Genomic DNA, 22,895 nt, shown 5'->3' on the forward strand with positions numbered 1-22,895 from the left:
AAATACTCATACTGGATGAACCTACAGCGGTTCTGTCACCTCAGGAAATTAACGAACTTGGAATCATACTTAAAAATTTAGTAAGAGAAGGAAAATCTATAATATTGATAACTCATAAGCTCAAGGAAGTTAAAAGTATGAGTGACAGAGTTACCATAATAAGAAGAGGTAAGGTTATAGATGTAGTTAATACAAAAGATACTGATATTGACTCTCTTGCAGAAATGATGGTAGGAAGAAAGGTCAATTTAGTAGTAGAAAAAGAGAAATCAAACACAGGAGAAACTGTTTTAAAAATAGAAAAACTAAAAGTTCTGGATAACAGAGATTTACCTGCAGTAAAAGATGTTAGCCTAGAGCTTAAAAAGGGAGAAATTTTAGCCATTGCAGGTGTAGATGGAAATGGACAAACTGAATTAATTGAGGCTATAGCGGGTCTTAGAAAGTCCCTGCAGGGAGAAGTTTACTTAAATGGTAAAAACATAACTAATAAGACTCCTAGAGAAATAATTGAAACCGGTTTGGGACATATTGCGGAAGACAGACATAAAAGAGGGTTAATACTTGACTTCTCCTTAGTGGAGAATTCTGTTTTAGGATATCATTATAAAGCTCCTTTTGCTAAAGGAATTATGATGGATTATCAAAAGGTAAGAGAATGGTCAAAGAAGTTAATTAAAAATTATGACTGCAGAACACCAAATGAAGATGTTAATGCGGCAGCCCTATCTGGTGGAAATCAGCAAAAAATAATCGTTGCAAGAGAAATTGAAAAAGACCCCGAAGTAATAATAGCAGCTCAGCCTACTAGAGGTTTGGATGTTGGGGCTATAGAGTATATCCATAAAAGGTTAGTTGAAGAAAGAGATAGAGGCAGAGGGGTGCTTTTAGTATCCTTAGAGCTTGATGAAGTTCTCTCTCTAGCAGACAGGATTGCAGTTATTTACGATGGTGAAATTGTAGATGTTTTAAAAAGAGAAGATGCTACAGAGCAGAAGCTTGGTATATTAATGGCTGGCGGAAGCTTGAAAAAATCGGAAAATGGAGGAGAGGCAAATGAATAAAAGTAATACGAAATATCTAAAGTCTTTTAAAGGCATTGGCACTTCAATGCTGGCTATTATTGTCGGACTGCTTGTATCTGTTCTATTTGTTGTTATCTCCTCAGATAAAGGTATAATAGAATCAGCCTCCACGCTATTTGAATCTCTGTGGAAGGGAAGCTTTGGTACTTCAGATAACTTAATTGAAACTATGGTGTTTGCAGTACCTCTTATTTTTACAGGACTTGCACACGCCATAGCATTTAAAACCGGACTTTTTAACATTGGAGTTGAAGGTCAGTTTATAATAGGTATGCTTATTGCAGCTGTGATAGGAATTATTCCTGGACTACCTAGAATAATACATCTTCCCTTAGTACTTATAGGAGGAGCTTTAGGGGGAGCAATCTGGGCTGCTATACCAGGTTATCTTAAAGCTAAAACCGGTACCAATGAAGTTGTTAATACTATTATGATGAACTTTATTGCAATGCATATCACTAACTATGTTGTTAATTCAACTAAAGCGAAAGGTACAGAAGCTACTGCCCTTCTTACTGAAAGTGCAAGTCTAACAAGGTTTTTAGGAGATCAATACAGACTAACAACAGGTATATTCATAGCTTTGATATTTGTAGTAATAGTTTACTTCCTTCTGTGGAAAACAACTATTGGATATGAATTAAGAGCTGTTGGATCAAACCTTTTTGCTGCGGAATACGGCGGAATAAACATTAAGAAAAATATTGTTTTAGCAATGGCTATTTCAGGTTTAATAGCAGGACTTGGAGGTGCTATACACATTTCCGGTGTTCAGCATCAGGCCTTTAAGCTCTTTGGATTCCCTAACTTCGGTTTTGATGGAATCGCTGTTGCTTTAGTTGCTAAGAGTAATCCTTTTGGAGTTATTTTCTCTGCTATATTATTCGGTGCATTAGATCTAAGCTCAGGAACATTGATGTTATATGGAATTTCCAAATCTGTATCATATTTAATTCAAGGTACAGTAATACTGTTTATTGCAGCTGAGAATATTTATAGATTTATCGGAGAAAGGAGAAAGAAGGAGGTAGTAAAGAATGAGTAACGAAACAAGTATTTTATTAATTGGTCTTATTGCTTCTACGTTAAGGTTGGCTACTCCTCTTATATTTGCCACCTTAGGTGGTGTTTTCTCTGAAAAATCTGGAGTTGTAAATATTGCATTGGAAGGAATAATGACAGCAGGAGCATTTTTTGCTGTACTAGGTTCTCATATTACAGGAAATGCATGGATGGGACTTTTAGTAGGAGTGCTTGGCGGAGTGCTTATGGCTGCAATACATGCCTTTTTAAGCATCCATCTTCAAGCTGAGCAGGTAGTTTCCGGTGTTGGTATCAACGTTTTTTCTTCAGCCTTTGTAGGATTCCTGCTTTATAAGGTATTTGGAAACCCTTCTCAATCAGGATCTGTAGCATCTATTCCATATCCTAAAGAGTTCTTTTTAAATCTGCCCATAATAGGTGATACCTTTATAGGAACCATATTATCTGATTTAAACTGGTTTGTTTGGCTTGCATTCATAATGGTAGCTCTTTCAGCATTTTTATTCAATAAAACTGCTTTAGGACTTAGAATAAAGGCTGTAGGTGAGCATCCTAAAGCTGCAGATACTCTAGGTATAAGCGTTTATGGCATCAGATATTTTTCAGTTATAATGTCAGGTGTACTAGGAGGCTTGGGAGGAGCAACCCTTTCTATAGGTATACTTAATTCCTTTAGAGAAAATATGGTCAGCGGAAGAGGTTTTATCGCCTTAGCAGCTATGATATTCGGTAACTGGAAGCCTAAAAACGCCATGATTGCATGTCTGCTCTTTGGATTTGCAGAAGCACTTCAGCTGGCAGCACAAGGATTTTCAATTAAGCTTCCTCAGGAGTTTTACGCAGCCTTCCCATATGCCTTAACAATGCTTGTATTGGTTGGTGTGGTAGGTAAGACACAGGCTCCTGCAGCGGATGGAGAACCATATAAAAAAGGACAGAGATAGGTCAGAGCCTAAGCATAAGCTTAAATTAGCTTGACTTATAAAATATAATTTAAAGGAAAAAGCTTAACATATTTTAATCTAAAGATTCAGCCCTCTGAATCTTTAGATTTATTTTTTATAAAACCTTTTAACTTCATGGTGCAGGAAGTATGTAATCCTTTTAAACTCTACATTATTAAACTTTATATGTTATAATTAATATAAAACTACTAAGATTGTATGGTGATTTACGATGAAATTAGATTATAGTTTAAATTTAACCCAGGATCAAAAGTTAATTATGACGCAAGCCATGCAGCTTTCGATACGACTTCTTCAGATGTCTACTTTTGAATTAAAGGAATACATAGATAAAGAGTTTTCTGAAAACCCTATCCTGGAAGCTCAGTATGTAAAAAGCGAAGAAGAACAAAAAATTCAGGATAGAATAAATTACAAGGAAATGATTAAATACCTTGAATTTGATAATTATGGTTCTCAGAATTATTCATCTTACAATGAGGATTCAGATATATCACCCTTTACCTTCATAAGCAATAAAAAATCCTTAAAAGAATATCTTCATGAACAGATTGTAGATCTTCAGAACGACAAATATATAAATTCCATATGTGATTATTTAATAGAGAACATAGACGAACGAGGATATCTTCCTATGGATATAAAGGATATATGCAGGGAAATTAATGTTACTGTAGCCCAGGCAGAAGAAGCTTTAAGCATATTAAAGAGCCTGGATCCTCCTGGAATAGCAGCAAAAGATTTAAAAGAATGTCTTAAGCTTCAGCTAAAAAGAAAAGGTTTTTATGATGAAAGAATCTACTATATCATTGAAAACCATCTGGAAAATCTTGCGGACAATAAATATATTGTTATTGCCAGGGAAATGAACATTGCTCCTCAAGAAGCTCAGGCTTTAGGGGATATAATAAAATCCTTAGAGCCTAAGCCCTCCAGAGGCTTTTATACAGGAGAAGATACAAAATATGTAATCCCTGACGCATATATAAGAAATATTAACGGTGAATATTATATTGTGATGAATGATGATGTACTTCCTAAACTCTCCGTTAATTCCATGTATAAAGAGATTATAAAGGAGGATAAGGACAAGGAAGCTGCAGAATATGTTAAAGATAAGCTTAATTCAGCTATGTTTTTAATTAAAGGAATAGAAAGCAGAAGAAGTACCCTTTATAAGGTTTTAGAGAAGATCATAGAAAAGCAGAGGGACTATTTTGATCGGGGAGAAGATTATTTAAAGCCAATGACTTTAAAGGATATAGCTCAGGAAATAGATATGCATGAATCTACCGTAAGCAGAGCTATTAAAGATAAATATATTCTTACAGAAAGAAAAACCATTAAAATAAGAGATTTATTTGTAACAGGAATACAGAAATCAATGTCTAATGAAGATGTAGCAACCTCTAATATTAAAAAGAAGATTAAGGAGCTTATAGATGAAGAGGAAAAAAGCAAGCCTTTGTCTGATCAGGCTCTTTGTGACATATTAAATGCTATGCAGTTTGAAATATCAAGGAGGACGGTAGCTAAATACAGAGAGGAGCTTGGCATAAAAAGCTCCAGTAAGAGGAAAAGGTTTTAAAGAAGCATGCAATTTGTAATTGTATGCTTCTATTTTATTAAATCCTTTAAAAGGTTGTTGACAGAAAGTTTACTAAATTAGTATTTATTTGCCATAATATTAATGTTATTATAATTAATAAAATACCAGTACCTAGAGAATAATAATATCAATGAGTAAAAGATTTTTCTAAAATATTTTAAAATACCCTTTAAAATCTCACAGCTTTAGTTTATAATAATTCTTGTGGGACACAAATTAAAAGAGTGGGACAGTTGAAGACCAAAGGAGTGCTTATCTTGCAGGAAATATTAAGATTACAAATGAAAATTATTCCTGAGCTTATTGAAACTTTAGAAAAAAGGTATAGCATTCTTCGAACTATATACTTTAATCAGCCTATCGGTAGAAGAATTCTAGCTAATAAATTGGAACTTGGCGAGCGAATTGTAAGAACTGAAATAGGCTTTTTAAAAGCCCAGAACTTAATTAATATCAGTGCTCCCGGTATGACAGTCACCAAAGACGGAGAAGAGGTTTTAGAGCATCTTAAAGGATATATTCATGAAATCAGAGGTATTACAAGCCTTGAAGATGACCTGAAGATATGCCTGGGAGTTAACAGGGTTATAGTAGTTCCCGGATGCATAGATACTGATAATGCAGTTCTAAAGGAACTGGGTAAAGCAGCAGCTAACTATCTTAAGAGCATAATTAAAGACAATGATATTTTAGCTCTTACCGGAGGAAGCACCATTAAAGAGGTGGTAGACAGTTTTCCAAAAACTTCTCAATATAAAAATATTTTAGTAGTACCCTCCAGGGGAGGGATGGGAAAAAAGATGGAAACTCTTGCTAATACTTTGGCCTCGGTGCTGGCTGACAAATTAAACGGAAGCTATAATATGCTTCATGTACCGGAAAACATAAGTGAAGAAGTTTTGGGTACACTAATGAAAGAAAAGGAAATAAAAGAAACTATAGATAATATACATAAAGCTAACATATTCTTATATGGAATAGGAAAAGCAGAGGATATGGCAAGAAAAAGGGGTATTTCCGAAGCACAAATCGAAGAACTGAAATCTCTGGGTGCAGTTGGAGAAGCATATGGATGCTACTTCAATATTCATGGAGAAGTGGTTTACACAACTCCAACCCTTGGTATAACATTGTGTGACAGCGGAAGGATAAATACTCATATAGCAGTGGCTGGAGGCAGGCATAAGGTTGAAGCTATTATAGCTGCTTGCATTAATCAGAAAAAGGTTACTCTGGTAACCGATGAATCTGCGGCAAAAGAAATATTGGCATTTGCTAATTTTAGTGCATAGATTAACTGTTTTGCTGCAATATAATTATTGATAAATATTTTTTTAAATATTAAATAAATTTTAGGAGGTAATATCACATGGTAAAGGTTGGTATTAACGGTTTTGGTAGAATAGGAAGAAACGTATTTAAGGCTCTTCTTAAGAACTATGCTGGAGAAGTAGAAGTTGTTGCAATAAACGACTTAACTGACGCTAAAACTTTAGCTCATTTATTAAAATATGACTCTTTATTTGGCAGATATGATAAAGATGTAAAAAACACTGATAACTCAATAATAGTTGATGGAAAAGAAATTAAAATATTTGCTGAAAGAGATCCAAAGAACATTCCTTGGGCTGAAGTAGGAGCAGAAATAATAATTGAATCCACTGGTTTCTTCACTGATGGAGAAAAAGCAAAAGCTCATATGGATCAGAACACTGTTAAAAAGGTTATAATATCAGCACCTGCTAAAAATGAAGATATTACAGTTGTTTTAGGTGTTAATGATGATAAATATGACCCAGCTAAGCATCATATAATTTCCAATGCATCCTGCACAACTAACTGTTTAGCACCTTTTGCTAAAGTTCTTCATGAGAAATTTGGTATAAAGAAAGGCTTAATGACTACAGTTCACTCATATACAAACGACCAAAGAATATTAGATGCTCCTCATAAAGATTTAAGAAGAGCAAGAGCTGCAGCAGAATCCATGATTCCAACAACAACTGGAGCAGCTAAAGCAGTAGCACTTGTATTACCAGAATTAAAAGGAAAATTAAACGGATTCTCCTTAAGAGTACCTACTCCTACAGTTTCATGCACAGACTTAGTAGCTGAACTTGAAAAAGAAGTTACAGTAGAAGAAGTTAATGCAGCATTCAAAGAAGCAGCAGAGAGCAATCTTAAGGGAATACTTGGATACGAAGAAGATCCACTAGTATCCATGGACTACAGAGGAGATGAAAGATCATCTATTATAGATGCTCCATCTACAATGGTTATAGGAGGAAACATGGTTAAAGTAGTTTCCTGGTATGACAATGAGTGGGGTTATTCAAATAGACTTGCTGACTTAACTGCTAAGGTTGGTAAAAATCTATAATATCCCATAATTTATAATATAGCACATAATAAGGTCTGGTTTTGTAGTTGATTTGGGCTATAAACCCAGACCATTTTACTATTAAACCTTTATTTATCACTAATTACATTAAAAGAGGTGGAAGTATGAATTTCAATAAAAAAACCATTGAAGATATAAATGTAAAAGGTAAAAGAGTCCTTGTAAGATGCGATTTTAACGTTCCATTGAAGGATGGAGTTATAACTGATGAGAACAGACTTAACGGAGCTATGCCTACTATTAAGTATTTAATAGAAAATGGAGCAAAGGTAATTCTATGCTCCCATCTGGGTAAGGCAAAAGGTCCTGATCCATCTAAAACTCTTGCTCCTGTAGCTAAGCGTCTTGGAGAAATGCTGGGTAAAGAGGTTGTTTTTGCAGCGGATGATGAAGTAGTGGGAGAAAATGCAAGAAAAGCTGTAAATGAAATGAAGGAAGGAGATGTAGTCCTTCTTGAAAATACAAGATTCAGACCTGAAGAAGGGAAAAATGAAGATGCTTTTTCAAAGGATCTTGCTTCCTTAGCTGATATCTATGTAAATGATGCTTTTGGTACTGCTCATAGAGCACACTGCTCTACAGTGGGAGTTACAAAGTTTGTGGACACTGCAGTATGCGGATATCTTATACAAAAAGAGCTTAAGTTCTTAGGAGGAGCTGTAGAGTCCCCTGAAAGACCTTTTGTAGCTATCCTTGGAGGTGCTAAGGTATCTGATAAAATAAATGTTATAAATAACCTTTTAGAAAAGGTTGATACCCTTATTATAGGTGGAGGAATGGCTTATACCTTCCTGAAAGCAAAAGGATTTGAAATCGGTACTTCCCTGGTAGAAGAAGATAAAGTTCAATATGCCAAGGAAATGATGGAAAAAGCAGCGGATAAAAAGGTTAAAATGCTTCTTCCTCTTGATAATGTAGTAGCTGATAAATTTGCAGCAGAGGCTGAACCGGTAGTAACTGAGGATGAAAATATTCCAAGCGGCTTCATGGGACTTGATATCGGACCTAAAACTTCAAAATTATATGCCGATGCGGTTAAAGATGCAAAAACAGTGATTTGGAACGGACCTATGGGAGTTTTCGAGTTTGAGAACTTTGCTAAAGGAACAGTAGAAGTTGCAAAGGCATTGGCAGAAACTGATGCTACAACTATAATAGGAGGAGGAGACAGTGCTGCAGCTGTAAATATATTAGGCTTCGGAGATAAGATGACTCATATATCTACAGGAGGCGGTGCTTCACTGGAATTCCTTGAAGGAAAAGAGCTGCCAGGTATAGCAGCATTAAATGATAAGTAATACAGAGGTTTCTCTGTATTACCTTTAATAATTAATAATGAGGTGTTAATATGAGAAAGGCAATTATAGCAGGAAACTGGAAAATGCATTACACAGTACAGGAAGCTGTTAAATTAGTTGAAGATTTAAAACCTTTAGTTAAGGATGCTTCCTGTGATGTAGTGGTTTGCCCTACATTTGTATGCCTTGATGCTGTGGTAAAAGCAGCTAAAGGGTCCAATATAAAGGTTGGAGCTCAAAACATGCATTTTGAAGAAAAGGGAGCTTACACAGGAGAAGTGGCTCCGGGAATGCTTGAAGCGTTAAATGTCGATTATGTAGTTATCGGTCACAGCGAAAGAAGACAGTATTTTGCTGAGACAGATGAAACAGTTAACAAAAAGCTTAAGGCAGCTTTTAATCATAATCTAATTCCTATTTTATGCGTTGGAGAATCTCTTGAAGAAAGAGAAGGAAATAAAACTGAAGAGATTATCGGAGCTCAGATAGAAAAAGATTTAGAAGGTTTAAAGGCTGATCAGGTAGAAAAACTTGTTATAGCTTATGAACCAATTTGGGCAATTGGCACAGGTAAAACAGCCACTTCTGAGCAGGCAAACGATACTATAAAAGCTATAAGAGCTATGGTGGCTAAAGCTTACGGCAGCGAGGTTGCCGATAAGGTTAGAATTCAATACGGCGGATCCGTTAAGCCATCAACTATAAAAGAACAGATGGAGCAATCTGATATAGATGGAGCTTTAGTAGGCGGTGCCAGCTTAATAGCTTCAGACTTTGCAAGCATTGTTAACTACTAAAATATTTAACAAATATTAATTGTTCAAGAATAGATAATATTTGTTAAGTTGTTTTTTACTGTTATAACTAGTATAATGTAAGGTAGCAAAAACAGTAAAAGTAATTAATTAAGTATATTTTGGAGGTTAACCATGGCAAAGAAACCAGTAATGTTAATGATATTAGACGGATTTGGTATAGCGCCTAAATCCGAAGGAAATGCTGTGGAAGCAGCATATAAACCAAACTATGATAAACTTTTTGCTACCTACCCTCATACACAGCTGCAGGCAAGCGGAATGGATGTAGGACTTCCAAAAGGTCAAATGGGAAACTCAGAGGTTGGACATTTGAATATTGGAGCAGGAAGAGTAATTTATCAGGAATTAACAAGAATAACAAAAGCAATTGAAGATGGAGATTTCTTTAAAAATGAAGCTTTAAATCTTGCAATGGATAAGGCAAAGGAAAATAATTCCTCACTGCATTTATTAGGTCTCCTTTCTGACGGAGGAGTTCACTCTCATATAGATCATGTTAAAGGTCTGCTGAAGCTGGCAAAATTAAAAGGTATTGAAAAAGTATATCTTCATGCCTTTATGGATGGAAGAGATGTTCCACCTTCCTCAGGTAAGGATTATATAATAGAAATAGAAGATTCAATGAAGGAAATTGGAACAGGAAAGGTAGCAACTGTCAGCGGAAGATACTACGCAATGGACAGGGATAACAGATGGGAAAGGATTCAGCTGGCATACAATGCACTGGTATTAGGAAAAGGTGAAACAGCTAATAGTGCTGTAGAGTGCACGGAAAATTCTTACCATGACAATAAGACAGATGAGTTTGTATTACCTTGTGTGATATTAGAAGATGGAAAACCAACCGCTACTATTAAGGATAAAGATTCCGTTATCTTCTTTAACTTCAGACCTGACCGAGCAAGAGAAATTACAAGAGCGTTAAATGATAAAGTATTTGCAGGCTTTGAAAGGAATAATTTAGATTTAACTTATGTTACATTGACACAATACGATAAAACTCTTGAAAATGTTATAGTGGCATACAGTCCTCAAAGCTATTCCAATACTTTAGGAGAATATATAAGCAGCAAGGGCTTAAATCAGCTGAGAATAGCTGAAACAGAAAAATATGCTCATGTAACCTTCTTCTTTAATGGAGGAGTAGAGGTTCCTAATAAAAATGAAGACAGAGTTCTTGTTCCTTCTCCAAAGGTTGCAACTTATGATTTAAAACCTGAAATGAGCGCTTATGAAATGACTCAAGAGGTTTTAACAAGATTAGATATGGATACTTATGATATGATTATCATTAATTATGCTAATCCTGACATGGTTGGACATACTGGAGTGTTTGAGGCTGCAAAAAAAGCCATTGAAGCTGTGGATGATTGTCTAGGCAAGGTAGTTCAAAAAGTCCTTGAAAAAGATGGAACAGTATTCATCACTGCGGATCATGGAAATGCAGAAATAATGATTGACTATTCTACAGGAAATCCAATGACCTCACACACTACAGACCCAGTACCTTTCCTATATGTATCCAATGACTCTGCAGGGAAGGCATTAAAGGATGGAGGAAAGCTTGCAGATATAGCTCCTACCATGCTTACAGAAATGGGATTGGATATTCCATCAGAAATGACAGGTAAATCCTTAATTTAATATAGCGTATAATAAACTGTATATTATTATTTAATATGCAGATATTAAATAGTATTTATATTATTTTAATAATATAAAACCAATTACATCAAGGAGGGTTAATAAAATGCTACAAAAACAATATGTAGAAATCGTAGACGTTTATGCAAGACAGATTCTTGACTCCAGAAGCTTCCCAACTGTTGAGGTTGAAGTTGTTTTAGAGGATGGAACAATGGGAAGAGCAGCAGTACCATCTGGTGCTTCTACCGGTATTTATGAAGCAGTTGAATTAAGAGATGATGACAAGTCAAAATACAACGGAAAAGGTGTATTAAAGGCTGTTGAAAATGTTAATGATTTAGTTGCTTCAGAGCTTATAGGCATGAATGTCTTTGATCAGCCGCTAATAGATAAAACTTTAATCGAGTTAGACGGAACAGATAACAAAGGTAAGTTAGGTGCCAATGCTACATTAGGAGTTTCCTTAGCTGTTGCTCAGGCTGCTGCTAACTACTTAGGATTACCTCTATATAAATATATAGGAGGAATAAATGCTAAGGTTCTTCCAGTTCCAATGATGAACATAATAAACGGAGGTAAGCATGCTGATAACTCAGTAGACCTTCAGGAATTTATGGTTATGCCAGCAGGAGCTGAAAGCTTTGCAGATGCATTAAGAATGTGTTCAGAAGTTTACCATGCTCTTAAAAAATATCTTAAAGAACAAGGACATGAAACTGGCGTAGGTGACGAGGGTGGATTTGCTCCAAACCTTAAGTCTAACGAAGAAGCTATTCAGGTTATAGTAGAAGCTATAAAGAAAGCTGGATATGCTCCAGGAAAAGACATATTTATAGCATTAGACCCTGCATCTTCAGAAATATATGAAGATGGAAAATACAACCTTGCAAGCGAAGGTAAATTATTATCCCCAGCTGAAATGGTTGAATACTATGCTGGTTTAGTTGAAAAATATCCAATCATCTCCATAGAAGATGGTATGGCAGAAGAGGACTGGGAAGGCTGGAAGCTTATCACTGATAGACTTGGAAGCAAAGTTCAGTTAGTTGGTGATGACCTATTCGTTACTAACTCTAAGAGATTAAAGATGGGTATTGATAAGGGAGTTGCAAACTCAATACTTATAAAGCTTAACCAAATAGGTACATTAACAGAAACTATAAATGCTATAGAAATGGCTAACAGAGCAGGCTACACTGCAGTTGTTTCCCACAGATCCGGTGAAACAGAAGATACTACAATAGCTGATTTAGTTGTAGCTATGAATGCCGGACAAATCAAAACCGGTGCTCCAGCAAGATCAGAAAGAGTAGCTAAGTACAATCAATTATTAAGAATTGAAGATGAACTTGGTGAAGTTGGTGAGTACAGAGGATTAGACGCATTCTTTAACGTTAAAAACATTAAGAATTTAAATAAATAATCCTGTTAAAATAAAGTAAGCCACAATTAATAATAAAGCTCCGGTTTATTTACCGGAGCTTTAATTACATTAAGAAAGAAAAAATGATGACAAAAAGTATAATACTATAAATGACCTTATTTATAAGGAATTAGTTGTATAATTCCTTAGGGTATGCTAAAATAGAAAAGATGATTTTTACTCTATGGAGGTGAATCCGGATGAAAACAACATTATTTGTTTTTGAAGTTATTTTATCTATTGTTTTAATAGTGTCTGTTTTAATGCAGCCTAGTAAATCCGACGGATTAAAAGGGTTAATGCAGGGAAGTACAGAAACTTTTTTCAGCAAAAACAAGAAAAGGACAAAAGAAGCAGCACTCTATAGAGTTACTATAGCTTCTGCTATATTATTTGCAATAAACACTTTAGCATTAAATTTAGTAAAATAGTATTAAATCTTTTTGGCTGACTTATTTTATAAGGCAGCTTTTTGCTTTTTCTATTTTTAGTTACAGTTAATTCCATGGGAAATAATAGATATTATTTATATTGTATAAAAAATTGCTGTTTTAATTAGAAAAAGTATAACGTTTTTATCCAATGTGTGATATTATATATTTATTAACAATGTATAGTGCACACTTTGTTTGTTGGAGGAGGAATAACATGACAAGCTCTATAATATTAGCCGTAAGCGGCGCAGCAGCATTATTATTTGCATTTATACTTGCAAAAAACATCACATCAGAACCTTCCGGGAACGAAAGGATGAAAGAAATTGCCGGGTATATAGAACAAGGGGCAATGGCTTTCTTAAGAAGAGAATATAAATATTTAGCAATCTTTATAGTGATAGTTTCTGTGATTATAGGAGTATTTATCAATATTCCCACTGCAGTATGTTTTATAGTGGGTGCGATATTCTCAATATTAGCAGGTTACTTTGGCATGAAGGTAGCTGTTAAGTCTAATGTAAGAACAGCAGAAGCAGCCAGAGACAGCCAGGGGAAAGCCTTAAAAATAGCTTTTTCCGGCGGAGCAGTAATGGGAATGAGCGTTGTTGGACTTGGAGTAATAGGACTTGGTATACTAGCAATTATATTTGATTTGGATACTTCTTATTTAACAGGCTTTGGTTTGGGGGCAAGTTCCATAGCTTTATTCGCAAGAGTAGGAGGAGGAATTTATACTAAGGCTGCAGACGTAGGAGCAGATTTAGTTGGAAAGCTTGAAGCAGGCATACCTGAGGATGATCCTAGAAACCCTGCAGTTATCGCCGATAATGTAGGTGATAATGTAGGTGACGTTGCTGGTATGGGAGCGGATCTCTTTGAATCCTATGTAGGCTCCATAATATCAGCTATAACCCTTGGAGCAGCAGCTTTTAATGATGAAAAGGGATTAATATTCCCAATGCTTCTTGCAGCAGCAGGGGTAATTTCATCAATTATAGGTGCTGTGGTGGTTAGAGCAAATAAAGGAGAAAATCCTCAAAAGGCTCTAAATATAGGAACCTATATATCCGGTGCAGTAACGATAATATGTGCTGCAGTGATAGGATATATGACCTTTGGAGATTTTAAAGCCTTCTCAGCTATAGCTGTAGGTCTTATAGTAGGTCTTTTAATAGGAAAGATTACAGAAATATACACTTCTGCAGATTATAAAAGCGTTAAAGAAGTGGCAAGGCAGTCAGAAACCGGTTCAGCCACAACTATAATATCCGGTCTTGCAGTAGGTATGAAATCTACATTCTGGCCAATAATTCTTATTGTTTTAGGTATATTATTCTCTTATTTTGTTATGGGAGGAAACTCAAATCCTGTTTCAGGACTTTATGGAATTGCACTTTCAGCGGTAGGAATGCTTTCTACTACAGGACTTGTGGTTTCAGTAGATGCATACGGTCCAATAGCCGATAATGCCGGAGGCATAGCAGAAATGTCTGCCCTTCCTCACAGTGTAAGAGAGGTTACAGATAAGCTTGACTCTGTTGGTAATACTACTGCGGCAATAGGAAAAGGCTTTGCCATAGGTTCAGCGGCGCTGACTGCATTAGCTTTATTTGCTTCCTATGCTCAGGCAGTAAATATAAAAAGTATAGATCTTCTGTCTCCAACTACCCTTGTAGGAGTATTGGTTGGAGCTATGCTTCCTTTCCTTTATGGAGCTCTTACTATGGAATCAGTAGGAAGAGCAGCGCATCAGATGGTGGAAGAGGTAAGAAGACAGTTTAAAGAAATTCCGGGAATAATGGAAGGTAAAGCTACTCCTGAATATTCAACCTGTATAGATATATCCACAGGAGCAGCTCTTAAAGAAATGGTTCTTCCAGGTGTTCTTGCTATTTTAATTCCTTTATCTGTAGGACTGCTTCTTGGAGCTGAAGCTCTTGGTGGACTTATCGGAGGAGCTATTGCAACAGGTGTCTTGGTAGCTATATTGATGTCCAATTCAGGTGCTGCATGGGATAACTCTAAGAAATATATTGAATCCGGAGCTCATGGAGGAAGAAACAGCGAGGCTCATAAAGCCGGTATAGTAGGTGATACCGTAGGAGACCCCTTCAAGGATACTTCCGGTCCAGCTATGAATATTTTAATAAAGCTGATGACTATAGTTTCATTGGTATTTGCACCGGTTATACTTAAATACGACGGACTTCTTATGAAATTTATTAAATAATATAATGAAACACAGACAGAGGTATTTAGAGCTGTCTGTGTTTTTTTAGACAACTTTTACAAAAATTTTCTTGAAATGAATAAAATCTTATAATATAGTTAGCATTAACAAAGCCTTTGCTGGTAATACTAATATAAAGTGTTACCTATGAAAATGAGTTTGTTAATTGGAGGTATGGTAATGAACGTGAAAAGAGTTTTACTTGAGTTTATGAGAGAAAAGGCTTATAAACCTATGGATATACAAGAATTAGCACAGGTATTCAATATAGACAAAAGTGAATATAAAAGCTTTAAAAAAACCTTAAGGGTTATGGAGAGAGAAGGTCTCGTAATAAGAACCAGAGCGGACAAGTTCGGACTGCCTGAAAAGATGGGTTTGGTGGCAGGAAAAATTCAAGTGCATCAAAGAGGATACGGATTTGTAATACCTGAAGAGGAGGGGGAAGAGGACGTATTTATACCTAGCTCCTTCATAAATGGTGCTATGAACGGCGACAGGGTTATAGCTAAAGTAACCAAGGAGGATATTAAGGGCAAAAGAAGAGAAGGTGAAATCACCAGGATAGTAGAAAGAGTAAATAAAATCATAGTGGGTGTTTATGAGGACAGCAGAAATTTTGGGTTTGTGATACCTGAGGACAAGAGAATACAAAATGATATATTTATTCCTAAGGCTGAAAGAAATAACGCAAAGACCGGAGAGCTGGTGGTGGTTGAAATCACTGAGTGGCCTGATAAAAGAAGAAACCCTGAAGGAACTATAATTCAGGTCATGGGGAAAAAGGGAGATAAAGGCATTGATATTTTAACTATAATTAAAAAATATGGACTCCCGGAAGAATTTCCTGATAAAGTAATTAATTATACAGAAAGCATTGAAGATGAAATTCCTGAATCTGAATATAAGAGAAGGAAGGATTTAAGAGATGTAAGGATGGTAACTATAGATGGAGAAGACGCCAAGGATTTGGATGACGCTGTATCCATTGAAAAGCTATCTAAAGGAAGATATAAGCTTGGAGTACATATTGCTGATGTCAGTCATTATGTCAGGGAGAAAAGCCCTTTAGATAAAGAAGCTTTTAAAAGAGGAACCTCTGTATATCTTATAGACAGAGTAATACCTATGCTTCCTAAAAAGCTGTCCAATGGATTGTGCTCTTTAAATCCAAAGGTGGATAGACTTGCTTTAAGCTGTATTATGACAATAGACAGCAGCGGAAAGGTATTGGAACATGAAATTGCAGAATCCATTATAAACACCAGTGAAAGAATGACCTATACTGATGTTACCAAGATATTAAAGGATAAGGACGAGGAACTTATAAATAAATATCAGTACCTTTATGAAGACTTTAAAGCAATGGAAGAGCTATGTTTAATTCTTAATAAAAAGAGGATTTCAAGAGGTGCTATAGATTTTGATTTTGAAGAGTCTAAAATCATACTCAATGAAAAAGGAAAACCTATTGAAATAAAGCCTTATGAAAGAGAGATTGCAAATAGAATAATTGAAGAGTTCATGTTGGTTTGTAATGAAACCATAGCAGAGCATATGTATTGGACCAATATCCCCTTTGTATACAGAATCCATGAAAATCCCGATGAAGAAAAGCTTCAAAAGTTCTCAAACTTTATTCATAACTTAGGTTATACAGCTAGGCTTGGAAGAGAAGTTCAACCCAGAGCTCTTCAGGACATTTTAGATAAGGTTAAAGGTAAAAAAGAAGAAACTGTAGTGAGCACCCTTTTATTGAGGTCTATGATGCAGGCTAGATATTCACCGGAAAGCATTGGACACTTCGGCTTGGCAGCCAGGTACTACTGCCACTTTACTTCACCTATAAGAAGATATCCTGACCTTCAGATTCATAGGATAATAAAGGAATTCATAAATGGCAGAATATCCGATGAGAAGTCAAAAAAGCTTATACGAGTGGTAGATGAGGCTTCAAAGCAGTCATCAGAAATGGAAAGACTGGCTCAGGAGGCAGAACGTGAGGTGGATGATCTTAAGAAGGCTGAATATATGAAGGAAAGAATAGGGGAAGAATTCGATGGATTGATTTCTTCTATCACAAGCTTTGGAGTATTTGTACAGTTGCCTAACACCATAGAGGGACTTGTGCATATAAGCAGCATGGATGATGATTTTTATATTTATGATGAAAATCATCTTACCCTTACAGGAGAAAGGACTAAAAAAATATACAGGCTAGGAGATTTTCTGAGGATTCAATGCAGCAAGGTGGACATTGATTCAAGGGAGATATTCTTTGATATAATAGAGGACGAATACGGAAAATTAGCCAGAAACAGTACATCAAAAGAAAGTACTGCCTTTGAAGAGCTTGAAGATGACGAAGATGATGATGAATTTGAAATACTAACTTCTGAGGATGAAGAAGAGAATTTTTAGCAGGATGAAGTTTAAATTTTCATTTTATCATTAAAAGATAATAGGATTAGAATGTTGTTTAAATATTAACAAAGTAAAATGTAAATTTAATATTGTAAAGAATTACTAAATGTAGTACAGTATAAGTAAGTAATTTATATTTGGCTGAGTTTTGGAGAGTCGCAATTAAATTCGATTTTTAATTGCGACCTTTTTTCATCCTCTTTTAACATATTCTTAAATAAATAGGTATATAATTAATATAAATATATCTGTTACAGGATATTGGATGATATTTTTATGTTGAATTTTTAAGGCAAGGGGGAAGTAAGGATGATTGACTTAAAGGAGCTTTTAATTGAAAATCCCATAGTTGCAGCAATTAGGAACGATGACGATTTACATAAGGTTTTGGAAAGCAGTGCAAAAATAGTTTTTGTATTGTATGGCTCTTTATTAAATATTGTAAACATATGCACTGAACTTAAAAAAAGGAATAAGATAGTATTTATTCATTTAGATATGGTTGACGGATTGAAGGCAGACCAAAAAGGCATTGAGTTTATCAAGTCTGCTGCAAGTCCTTTTGGAGTTATCACTACAAAACAGGGTAATATAAAGTATGCAAAAAACTTGGGGTTATATACTATACAGAGGATATTCATAATAGATTCCCTTTCTTTAGAAACAGCGATAAAAAGCATTCATGTATCTATGCCTAGTGCAGTTGAAGTAATGCCTGGAGTTGCAAGCAAGATAATAAATTCCTTAGAAAAAGAGGTGAGGCTGCCTATTATTGCAGGGGGACTTATTAACAGCAAAAAAGAGGTTATGGAATCCTTAGCTGCAGGAGCTATGGCTATTTCCACCACTGCAAAAGATTTATGGGAATAAATTTAAAGTGTGGTTATGAGTTGTATAAGACGATACTGCATGTTTTGTACAGCCATTTCTATAAAGTAAATGTTTACAAATATTATTAAAAAGGGGAGACGGATATGGGTAAATATGTAATGGCTTTAGACCAAGGAACAACAAGCTCAAGATGTATAATTTTTAATGAGAAAGGATTAATTGAAAGTGTAGCTCAAAAAGAATTCACTCAGATTTATCCAAAGGCAGGCTGGGTAGAACATGATCCTATGGAAATATGGTCAACTCAGCTAGGTGTTGCTACCGAGGCTATGGCCAAAATAGGAATTGGTGCAGAGGATATAGCTGGCATAGGAATAACAAACCAAAGAGAAACTACAGTGGTTTGGGATAAGAGAACAGGAAGACCAGTTTATAATGCTATAGTTTGGCAGTGCAGAAGAACCTCTGAAATTTGCACAGAATTAAAAGAAAAAGGACTTGCAGATACCTTCAGAGCTAAAACAGGCTTAATTATTGATGCATATTTTTCAGGAACAAAGGTTAAATGGATTCTTGACAACGTTGAAGGTGTAAGAGAAGAAGCTGAAAAAGGCAATATAATATTTGGTACTATTGATACCTGGCTTATATGGAACCTTACAAAGGGAAAAGTTCACGTAACAGATTATTCAAATGCATCAAGAACCATGCTTTATAACATTCATGAGCTTAAATGGGATGAGGAAATACTTAAGGAATTAAACATACCGGAAGCAGTGCTTCCTGAAGTAAAGCCTTCAAGTTATGTTTACGGATATACTGAAGCTTCATTATTTGGAAAAGAGATTCCTATATCCGGTATAGCTGGAGATCAGCAGGCAGCTTTATTTGGACAATGCTGCTACGAGCCTGGAACAGCTAAAAATACTTATGGTACAGGCTGTTTCCTTCTTATGAACACTGGAGAAAAAGCAGTAGAATCTAAAAATGGTCTTTTAACAACAATAGCTTGGGGAATAGATGGAAAGGTAGAATATGCTTTAGAAGGAAGTATTTTTATTGCCGGAGCATCTATACAATGGTTAAGAGATGAATTAAGAATGATAAAAAATGCAGCAGAAACTGAAGAATATGCTACAGCTGTAGAGGACACCAACGGTGTTTATGTAGTACCTGCTTTTGTTGGATTAGGTGCTCCCCACTGGGATCAGTATGCAAGAGGAACAATAGTTGGATTAACAAGAGGAGCCAAGAAGGAGCATTTAATAAGAGCTACCCTTGAATCATTAGCATATCAGACCTATGATGTTTTAAAAGCTATGGAAGAGGATTCAGGAATAACTCTTCAGGCTTTAAAGGTTGACGGAGGAGCTTGTGCAAATAACTTCTTAATGCAGTTCCAGTCAGATATTTTGGGAGTACAGGTGGACAGACCTGAAGTAATTGAAACCACAGCTTTAGGTGCAGCATATTTAGCTGGACTAGCTGTTGGTTATTGGGAGAACGTTGAAGACGTATGTAAGAACTGGGCTGTATCAAGAAACTTTGAGTCACAGATGGAGAATGAAAAGAGAGAAGAGCTTCTAAAGGGATGGCATAAAGCAATAGGAAGATCTTTAGATTGGGCTAAATAATTAAAAATACAGAATTTTTTTAAGGTAAATATTAATACGAGTTAGGGGGAAATTATTATGTCAACATTTTTAGGCGAGTTTTTAGGAACTATGCTTTTAATACTCTTAGGTAACGGTGTCGTTGCCAACGTAGTATTAAACAAAACCAAGGGCAATGATGGAGGCTGGATAGTTATAACTACAGGATGGGCTTTAGCAGTTGCTGTTCCAGTATTTATTTTTGGACCTATTTCCGGTGCACACTTTAACCCTGCGGTTACCATAGCAAATGCAGCTATAGGAAACTTTCAATGGGCAAGCGTAGGCAGCTATATTGCAGCTCAGATGCTTGGTGCTATTGCTGGTGCTTGTTTGGTTTATTTAACCTATAAGCCTCACTATGATGCAACAGAAGATCAGGGAGCAAAACTTGCAACCTTTGCTACCGGTCCAGCTATAAGAACTAATCTTTACAATTTCATAGGTGAATTTGTAGGTACCTTCGTTTTATTATTTGCATTGCTTGGAATAGGTAATACAAAGATGGTAGATGGAATATCACCAATAGTTGTAGGTTTAGTTATTTGGGTAATAGGACTAACCTTAGGAGGAACTACCGGGTATGCCATTAACCCAGCAAGGGATTTAGGACCTAGAATAGCACATGCTTTTCTTCCAATTAAGAATAAGGGGACTTCAGATTGGGGATATGCATGGATTCCAGTGGTTGCTCCAATCCTTGGAGGATTATGTGCAGCTCTTCTATTTAAAGCAGTATTTTAAATGTAAAATAAGCTTTAAATAACCATAGATTTAATTTGAAATCTAACCATTGGAGGTGTAAAAGTGAAAAAAATCATTAATAATCCGGAATATGTTGTTGAGGAAATGCTTGAAGGCATAGTAGCTGCTCACCCTGAATATATAAGGAAGCTTGAAAATGTTAACGTTTTAGTTAGAAAAGATTCGCCTGTACAGGGTAAAGTAGCACTAGTCAGCGGCGGTGGAAGCGGTCATGAACCTTCCCATGGAGGATTTGTTGGTAAGGGAATGTTGGATGCAGCAGTAGCCGGTTCAGTTTTTACTTCACCTACACCGGACCAAATTTATGAAGCCATAAAAGCTGTAGCATCTGATAAGGGAGTTTTGTTAGTGGTAAAGAACTACACCGGGGATGTAATGAACTTTGAAATGGCAAAGGAAATGGCAGAAATGGACGGGCTAAAAGTAGATCATGTGGTTGTGAATGATGATGTGGCAGTGGAAGACAGTACCTGGACAATAGGAAGAAGAGGGATTGCAGGAACTGTATTTGTTCACAAAATTGCCGGAGCTAAAGCAGAGGCAGGAGGCACTTTAGAGGAAGTGAAGAGTACTGCTGAAAAGGTTGTAGCTAATGTAAGGAGCATGGGAATGGCTTTATCCCCATGTACCGTTCCTGCAGCAGGGAAGCCTAATTTCACTCTGGGGGAAAATGAAATGGAGATAGGTATGGGTATTCACGGTGAGCCTGGTACTCATAGGGAAGAATTAAAATCCGGAGATGAAATAGTTGAGCATTTATTAAATAAGATTCTTGATGACATGAATTTAAATAATGACGAAGTTGCTGTTTTAATAAATGGATTAGGCTCAACGCCTCTTATGGAGCTGTATATAGCAAATAGAAAGGTTAATTTAATGCTTAAGGAAAAAGGCATTAAGGTCTACAAAACCTTTGTAGGAGAGTATATGACTTCTATAGAGATGGCGGGATTTTCCATAAGCTTATTAAAGCTTGATGAAGAGCTTAAGGAATTATTAGAGGCATCCGCTGATACTCCCGGTTTTAAAATGCTTTAAGAGAATTTAAGATTACATTTATAAGAGAGTAGTAGGGGAACTTACTACTCTTTTGCACATAATAAAAAGGTAAGAAGTTCATTACTTATAATTATGGAAAGGATGTATTTAAATGAGTATAGATGTAGGAAGAATTATTGAGATATTTAATGATATTGCAGTAGTTATAGGAAGCAATAAGGAGTATCTTACGGATTTAGATGCTGCTATTGGCGACGGTGACCATGGAATAAATTTAAATAAAGGCTTTCAGAATGTGGTTCAGAAGTTATCCTCCTCCAATCCTAAGGATATAGGAGAGGTTTTAAAGATTGTAGGAATGACCCTTATTTCCACAGTAGGGGGAGCTTCAGGGGCGTTATACGGCACTGCTTTTATGAAGGCGCAGACTAAGGGGGTAGGAAAAGAAGATATATCTTTAAAAGACTTCAGTGAAATGCTCAACATAGCTGTAGATGGTATCAAGATGAGGGGAAAAGGCGATTTAGGAGATAAGACCATGCTGGATGTGCTCATTCCTGTAAGCAAGAGTATTGAAGAATCTTTGCAGGAAAACAGAAAAGCAGCGGAGGCTTTTAGGATAGCTTCAGAAACAGCCTTTAAAAAAATGGAAGACACTAAGAATATCTCAGCTAAAAAAGGAAGAGCCAGCTATTTAGGTGAAAGGAGCATAGGACATATAGATCCAGGAGCTGCTTCCAGCTATCTTATAATTAAAACCATAGGAGAATATCTTGCAAAGGAGGAAAATTGATTATGATGTCTTTAGTACTTTTGTCCCACAGCAGGCTTATAGTTCAGGGACTTAAGGCTCTCATCGAGGAAATGGCTCCGGAGGTGGATATATTTGTAGTAGGAGGGACTCCAGAGGGCGGAATAGGCTCGGATTATGAGGAAACTCAGAGGGTTATAAATGAAGCTTACCGTTCTGAGGGAGTTGTGGTTTTATTTGACCTTGGCAGTACCTTTATGACTGCAGAGATGATAATTGAAGAAATGGAAGAAGAGAAAAAACAGAATATAAAAATAATGGATGCTCCTTTGGTGGAAGGTGGATTAACTGCAGCTATAGCCATCAGCGGCGGAGGAGGCATTGAAGAGGTATATGAGTCTTTAAAACCTCTTAAAATAGGAAAAATTATTTAATAAATCTGGGTTGTAAGCTTGTAAGGTAGATTATAATTGAATTCTGTGGTATTATTAGTAGTAATTTAAATAGTAAAAACCA

At 36.0% G+C, this 22,895-nt stretch carries 19 protein-coding genes; all 19 read left to right on the forward strand.

Translation table 11 applies throughout. From position 1 onward, the window contains the following. A partial coding sequence (locus tag TA89_RS01695) for an ABC transporter ATP-binding protein (protein ID WP_040210357.1) occupies nucleotides 1-1,064 on the forward strand: 1,064 nt, incomplete at its 5' end. Continuing rightward, complete coding sequence (locus tag TA89_RS01700; protein ID WP_147590046.1) at nucleotides 1,057-2,130, forward strand: ABC transporter permease; 1,074 nt, start codon at nucleotides 1,057-1,059, stop codon at nucleotides 2,128-2,130. The genes TA89_RS01695 and TA89_RS01700, both read left to right, overlap by 8 nt. After that, on the forward strand, nucleotides 2,123-3,073 hold the full coding sequence (locus tag TA89_RS01705) for an ABC transporter permease (RefSeq protein WP_040210359.1): 951 nt from the start codon (nucleotides 2,123-2,125) through the stop codon (nucleotides 3,071-3,073). Before TA89_RS01700 ends, TA89_RS01705 begins: the two co-directional genes overlap by 8 nt. A gap of 232 nt (nucleotides 3,074-3,305) precedes the next feature. Next, nucleotides 3,306-4,682 (forward strand): RNA polymerase factor sigma-54, encoded by a 1,377-nt coding sequence (gene rpoN / locus TA89_RS01710; RefSeq protein WP_040210360.1) that lies wholly within the window; start codon nucleotides 3,306-3,308, stop codon nucleotides 4,680-4,682. Between the two features lie 302 nt (nucleotides 4,683-4,984). Then, the gene (locus TA89_RS01715) at nucleotides 4,985-5,995 is read left to right on the forward strand and encodes a sugar-binding transcriptional regulator (RefSeq protein ID WP_423219491.1); all 1,011 of its coding nucleotides are present in this window, start codon (nucleotides 4,985-4,987) and stop codon (nucleotides 5,993-5,995) included. A gap of 77 nt (nucleotides 5,996-6,072) precedes the next feature. After that, nucleotides 6,073-7,083 (forward strand): type I glyceraldehyde-3-phosphate dehydrogenase, encoded by a 1,011-nt coding sequence (gap, locus tag TA89_RS01720; RefSeq protein WP_040210362.1) that lies wholly within the window; start codon nucleotides 6,073-6,075, stop codon nucleotides 7,081-7,083. A 125-nt stretch (nucleotides 7,084-7,208) separates the two neighbouring features. Further along, nucleotides 7,209-8,402, forward strand: coding sequence for a phosphoglycerate kinase (locus tag TA89_RS01725; protein ID WP_040210363.1), 1,194 nt, complete (start codon nucleotides 7,209-7,211; stop codon nucleotides 8,400-8,402). A 50-nt stretch (nucleotides 8,403-8,452) separates the two neighbouring features. After that, a complete protein-coding gene (tpiA, locus tag TA89_RS01730; RefSeq protein ID WP_040210364.1) occupies nucleotides 8,453-9,199 on the forward strand; it encodes a triose-phosphate isomerase in 747 nt (248 codons plus the stop codon). A 132-nt stretch (nucleotides 9,200-9,331) separates the two neighbouring features. Further along, nucleotides 9,332-10,864 carry a 2,3-bisphosphoglycerate-independent phosphoglycerate mutase gene (gene gpmI / locus TA89_RS01735; RefSeq protein ID WP_040210365.1) on the forward strand — a complete coding sequence of 511 codons (1,533 nt, stop codon included), beginning with the start codon at nucleotides 9,332-9,334 and terminating at the stop codon, nucleotides 10,862-10,864. Nucleotides 10,865-10,970: 106 nt separating this feature from the next. Next, the gene (gene eno, locus TA89_RS01740; protein WP_040210367.1) at nucleotides 10,971-12,290 is read left to right on the forward strand and encodes a phosphopyruvate hydratase; all 1,320 of its coding nucleotides are present in this window, start codon (nucleotides 10,971-10,973) and stop codon (nucleotides 12,288-12,290) included. 200 nt (nucleotides 12,291-12,490) lie between these two features. Next, on the forward strand, nucleotides 12,491-12,721 hold the full coding sequence (secG, locus tag TA89_RS01745) for a preprotein translocase subunit SecG (protein WP_040210368.1): 231 nt from the start codon (nucleotides 12,491-12,493) through the stop codon (nucleotides 12,719-12,721). A gap of 217 nt (nucleotides 12,722-12,938) precedes the next feature. Continuing rightward, entirely contained in the window at nucleotides 12,939-14,957 is a 2,019-nt protein-coding gene (locus TA89_RS01750; protein WP_040210370.1) for a sodium-translocating pyrophosphatase, read from the forward strand. Between the two features lie 180 nt (nucleotides 14,958-15,137). Then, nucleotides 15,138-17,378 carry a ribonuclease R gene (rnr, locus tag TA89_RS01755; RefSeq protein ID WP_040210371.1) on the forward strand — a complete coding sequence of 747 codons (2,241 nt, stop codon included), beginning with the start codon at nucleotides 15,138-15,140 and terminating at the stop codon, nucleotides 17,376-17,378. A gap of 315 nt (nucleotides 17,379-17,693) precedes the next feature. Beyond that, the gene (locus tag TA89_RS01760) at nucleotides 17,694-18,251 is read left to right on the forward strand and encodes a glycerol-3-phosphate responsive antiterminator (protein WP_040210471.1); all 558 of its coding nucleotides are present in this window, start codon (nucleotides 17,694-17,696) and stop codon (nucleotides 18,249-18,251) included. A gap of 104 nt (nucleotides 18,252-18,355) precedes the next feature. Beyond that, entirely contained in the window at nucleotides 18,356-19,846 is a 1,491-nt protein-coding gene (gene glpK, locus TA89_RS01765; protein WP_040210372.1) for a glycerol kinase GlpK, read from the forward strand. Nucleotides 19,847-19,903: 57 nt separating this feature from the next. After that, nucleotides 19,904-20,608: an MIP/aquaporin family protein gene (locus TA89_RS01770; protein WP_040210373.1), complete on the forward strand. Its 705-nt coding sequence runs from the start codon at nucleotides 19,904-19,906 to the stop codon at nucleotides 20,606-20,608. Between the two features lie 63 nt (nucleotides 20,609-20,671). After that, complete coding sequence (dhaK, locus tag TA89_RS01775) at nucleotides 20,672-21,667, forward strand: dihydroxyacetone kinase subunit DhaK (RefSeq protein ID WP_040210374.1); 996 nt, start codon at nucleotides 20,672-20,674, stop codon at nucleotides 21,665-21,667. Between the two features lie 112 nt (nucleotides 21,668-21,779). Further along, nucleotides 21,780-22,421, forward strand: coding sequence for a dihydroxyacetone kinase subunit DhaL (gene dhaL, locus TA89_RS01780; protein ID WP_040210375.1), 642 nt, complete (start codon nucleotides 21,780-21,782; stop codon nucleotides 22,419-22,421). 2 nt (nucleotides 22,422-22,423) lie between these two features. Next, a complete protein-coding gene (dhaM, locus tag TA89_RS01785; RefSeq protein ID WP_040210376.1) occupies nucleotides 22,424-22,813 on the forward strand; it encodes a dihydroxyacetone kinase phosphoryl donor subunit DhaM in 390 nt (129 codons plus the stop codon). Nucleotides 22,814-22,895: the final 82 nt, after the last annotated feature.

The sequence above is a fragment of the Clostridium polynesiense genome (genome assembly GCF_000820705.1).
Classification (GTDB): Bacteria; Bacillota; Clostridia; order Clostridiales; family Clostridiaceae; genus Clostridium_AA; species Clostridium_AA polynesiense.